The sequence below is a fragment of the uncultured Desulfovibrio sp. genome (assembly GCF_944324525.1).
Lineage (GTDB): Bacteria > Desulfobacterota > Desulfovibrionia > Desulfovibrionales > Desulfovibrionaceae > Desulfovibrio.
Window position 1 is genome coordinate 1 of the sequence record NZ_CALUWS010000087.1, and the last position, 4093, is coordinate 4093.

The window sequence follows — 4093 nt, forward strand, 5'->3', positions numbered from 1 at the left end:
GCACGGCCTCCGGCCGCCTTTCGGTCGCGCTCTGCTGTCGATGCCCGTAGCTTCCTTCGTCGCAACGGGCACGGCCTCCGGCCGCCTTTCGGTCGCGCTCTGCTGTCGATGCCCGTAGCTTCCTTCGTCGCAACGGGCACGGCCTTCGGCCGCCTTTCGGTCGCCGCCTGCGCGGGAGGGCCCAGCCTTTTTGCAGCGAAGCGAAAAAAGGCGTTCCCGTCATCCTTCCCCCCAAGCCCCCCATCCCTTCCCCAGCGCGCTTTTATCAGGGGAAAAGGCAAAGATACGGGGCGGCCGCCCGCGCCTGAAGCATTTTCCGTCTGAAACGCTTTGCCCTTTAGCGCATTTTCAATTTGAAACGCTGTGCGCTCCAAACCATACGGTCTGGCATTTCGTGGAGAAAGCGCGGTTTTTCCGCTTGGTTTGGTCCGGGTGACGCTGTGCCGCCGTCGCACGTTTTATCTTTTTCAACGATAAAACACTCCGAACATCTGTGGCTCCCCCTGACGTCCGGCAGACGCAGGTGCTCATGCCTAAGCGTCGCCCGCCGGGAAAAAAATCAGCGGCAGCCCCGGGGAAAGGCTGCCGCTCGGACAAGGAAGGAAAAATCTTTTCGTTACAGACTGCGTTCTTCGAGGGAAGGTTCCTTCGGGGCAGCGGCGCTGCCGCCTGCCGCCGCTTCCTTCCTGGGCGCGGGGTCGATGGCCACAGGCGTCAGGCCTTCGTCCTTGGCGCTGGGCGGCGTCATAAGATAGCTCTTTACCGAGACGACGCCCTCCACATGCCGCGCCGCGTCCAGCGCAAGCCCGCGTTCGGCGGCGTTTTCCACCACGCCCAGCAGGACGACGCGCCCGGCATTGACTTCCGTGTCGATACGCGTGGAGCTCAGCTTGTCCTTGCGGATGAGCGCCGTGCGCAGCTTGGCCGCCAGCACGAGATTGCTGGTCTCGCTGGTGGCCGGGGAGAACCAGTGCGTGGTGACCGAGCGCACGCCCTTGTGACGGCGGGCTATGGTCACGGCCTTGTCCCGCATGTTCTGCGGCACCTCGCCCACCAGGAAGACATGGCCGTAATAGCAGTACACCGCCGTCCCCCAGCCCTGACTGAAACTGTTGTTCAGCAGATCGGTCTTGATGGCCGTGGCGATGCCCTTGTCATCGGTGATGGTGTCCATGAGGCGCTTGTCGTCATACAGGCCGTAAGCGCTGTAGCCGCAGCCGGAAAGCAGCAGCACGGCGGTCAGCAGCAGCAATATGCAGAGTATCGGACGCACGCGTTTCTCCTTCAGTCCCTGCGCGCACGCGCAAAGGGAAAATTTCCAGCCCGGGCCGCTCAGGTGTTTTCCGGCGCGCGGCGGATGCGCGCGCCCACAGCCCCGAGCTTGTCCTCGATGCGTTCATAGCCGCGGTCAAGGTGATAGATGCGCTGCACCTGCGTCGTGCCCTGCGCCGCCAGACCGGCCAGCACCAGCGAAGCGCTGGCCCGCAGGTCGGAGGCCATGACCGGCGCGCCGGTAAGGCGCTCCACGCCGCGCACCATGGCCGTATGCCCGGAGATCTTGATGTCCGCGCCCATGCGGGCCAGCTCCTGCACATGCATGAAGCGATTTTCAAAAATGCTCTCCTCCACCACGCTGGCGCCCTGCGCCAGACACATGAGCGCCATGATCTGCGCCTGCATGTCGGTAGGGAAGCCCGGATAGGGCTGGGTCTTGACGTCGGTACCGCGCAGGGGCTGGCTGCAGCGCGCCCGCACGCCTTCGGGCGTCCGGCTGATCTCCATGCCCATGCCGGTAAGCTTGAGGATGACGGCTTCCAGCTCCTCATACGGACAGTTGGGCAGCAGGAGATCCCCGCCGGTGATGCCCGCGGCGGCAAGGAAGGTCCCGGCCTCGATGCGGTCAGGCATGATGCTGTAGGTCGTGCCGCGCAGCGAGCTCACGCCGCGGATGCGTATGCTGCTGCTGCCCTCGCCCTCGATCTGCGCGCCGCAGGCCCGCAGGAAGCGCGCCAGATCCACCACTTCCGGTTCACGGGCGGCATTCTCCAGCAGGGTCTCCCCTTCGGCCAGCACGGCGGCCATGAGCAGATTTTCCGTCCCGCCCACCGTCGGCATGTCGAAGGTGACGTGCGCGCCGTGCAGGCGGCGGCAGCTCCCCATGATGTAGCCCTCGGCCAGCTCAAAGTGAGCCCCCATGAGCTCCAGGCCCTTGAGGTGCTGATCCACAGGACGCGCCCCGATGGCGCAGCCGCCCGGCAGCGCCACGCGCGCCTTGCCGATGCGCGCCAGCAGCGGGCCCAGACACAGTACGGACGCCCGCATGGTCTTGACCAGATCATAGGGCGCTTCGGGATGCAGGTCGCCGGGACGGATCTCCGCCTGGTGACCGGCATAATCGCAGGCGCAGCCCAGCACCTCCAGCAGATGCAGCGTGGTGTGTATGTCGCGCAGATCCGGCACGTTCTTGAGCCGGGCCGGGCCGTCAAGCAAGATGGCCGCAAACAATATGGGAAGCGCGGCGTTTTTGGAGCCGTTGACGGCAATGGTACCCTGCAGCCTGACGCCGCCCTCGATGATGAGTTTATCCATACTGTCCTGCTGAAAAAGGCATGTTCTTTCTGAACGCCGGCCGCTTCCCGGGAGGCATCGCCCGCGGATGACGGACGCCCTGCGCGGAAAAACCGGCAAATCCATCCTAGGGTTTTTTCTAGAAAAAATCCAGATGCCGATCCGCGTAAAAATTTTTCTTGCCAATGTCGCACGATTGGACTATACATCGTTCTCGCACGGCGGAAGTAGCTCAGTTGGTAGAGCACCTGGTTGTGGCCCAGGTGGCCGAGGGTTCAAGCCCCTTCTTTCGCCCCAGAAATTTACCCCGCGATCTCGCGGGGTTTTTCTGTTTCTGAGATCTGGCCGCCCCTTGCGCCGCCGACGTTCGGCTTGCCAAGCCTGCCGCTTTGGCCTATAGCTACCGCATCGGAGCGTGGCGCAGTTTGGTAGCGCACCTGCTTTGGGAGCAGGGGGTCGCTGGTTCGAATCCAGTCGCTCCGACCAGACTTTCCAACGCTTGCTGTCCGCCAGCAAGCGTTTTCTTTTGGGGAAAAGCCGCCAGCTCCGACAGCCACCCGCTCGTGACGGGCATCCTTCCGCTTTTCACACGACAGACCGTATCGTCACGCTTTCCCCGCGCCCTTCCGCATAGCGTTCCTCCGGGCCATGCCGGCGCGTGTGCGCGCATCATGGCATCGTCTCCCAGCTTTCCTCGCCTCATCGCTCATTTCTTCGATGCCTGTCGCGCAGGCACTTTTTTTACGACAAGATTGTTGCTATATGGAAGCCGAAGCCCCGAAATGACGCAAGCGCATATGGCCGGATGCCCCGGCCTGCGCTGAAGGACATGCCGACCACATGCCCGCCGTGCCGTATGGCGCGGCCCTTGCTTCCCCTGCATCCCCGACAGGAAAGAACGCGACACCGTAGACAATGAGGTCCCCCATGCCCGTCCATCCCCTTTCCTCCCCTTGGCGGCAGGCCATGCGCCTGTGGCTGCCGCTCCTGCTGCTCTGCCTTGCGCTGACCGGCTGCAAAACCGAAGCGGAAGACATCTCCGAGATCATGCGCGACCAAAAAGCCAGACTGGCGACGATCACCTATGCCAACGGCGCCACACGACTTGTCGCCGTGGACGATGCGCTTGAAGGCAAATTGAAGAAAAAGGATCCCTACAGGCTCTATCCCCCCTTCGCGCTTACCGATCCCTTTGTCGGCCACATCTACTACGGCGCTACCGTGGATGCCTTCCCGGCCAGCCCCTGGTGGTATGCCCTGTATCGCATCGTCAACAGGCCGGACGAATGTGATGACGACTTCTTCACCTCCGTCTTTGCCGCAGAAAATCCCCCCATCCGCTGGGAGGCAGAACCCATCCCCTTCTTCCCGGCCGGCCGCCGGCCCACGAAAGAAGAGAGCCAGGCGGAACGGGAACGGATGCGCGCCTATTGGAAAGCCCAGAGCGCCAAACTCTGGGGCTCGGAGAGCGTCCTCCCGCTCCGCAAGGCTTTTGAGGGCTACTTTTCCTCCTTTTGCGACTTCA

The 4093-nt window shown here is 63.2% G+C and carries 3 protein-coding genes and 2 tRNA genes; 3 read left to right on the forward strand and 2 right to left on the reverse strand.

Going from position 1 to position 4093, the window contains the following annotated elements; all coding sequences use genetic code 11:
* Positions 1 to 616: 616 nt before the first annotated feature.
* Positions 617 to 1273: a BON domain-containing protein gene (locus Q0K12_RS12315; protein WP_297263268.1), complete on the reverse strand. Its 657-nt coding sequence runs from the start codon at positions 1271 to 1273 to the stop codon at positions 617 to 619.
* A gap of 59 nt (positions 1274 to 1332) precedes the next feature.
* Positions 1333 to 2589 (reverse strand): UDP-N-acetylglucosamine 1-carboxyvinyltransferase, encoded by a 1257-nt coding sequence (gene murA / locus Q0K12_RS12320; protein ID WP_297263269.1) that lies wholly within the window; start codon positions 2587 to 2589, stop codon positions 1333 to 1335.
* Positions 2590 to 2789: 200 nt separating this feature from the next.
* Between murA and Q0K12_RS12325 the strand changes: the two genes are divergently transcribed.
* From Q0K12_RS12325 to Q0K12_RS12335, 3 genes are all read left to right on the forward strand, one after another.
* A tRNA-His gene (locus Q0K12_RS12325) sits at positions 2790 to 2865 on the forward strand.
* Between the two features lie 112 nt (positions 2866 to 2977).
* Positions 2978 to 3054 (forward strand) — tRNA-Pro (locus Q0K12_RS12330).
* Positions 3055 to 3495: 441 nt separating this feature from the next.
* Positions 3496 to 4093, forward strand: a 598-nt coding sequence (locus Q0K12_RS12335) for a hypothetical protein (protein WP_297263270.1), incomplete at its 3' end; no start/stop codon positions are given.

Bases quoted from the DNA above. Each gene is read 5' to 3' on its own strand.
- murA (WP_297263269.1), bottom strand. From the start codon at position 2,589: ATGGATAAACTCATCATCGAGGGCGGCGTCAGGCTGCAGGGTACCATT.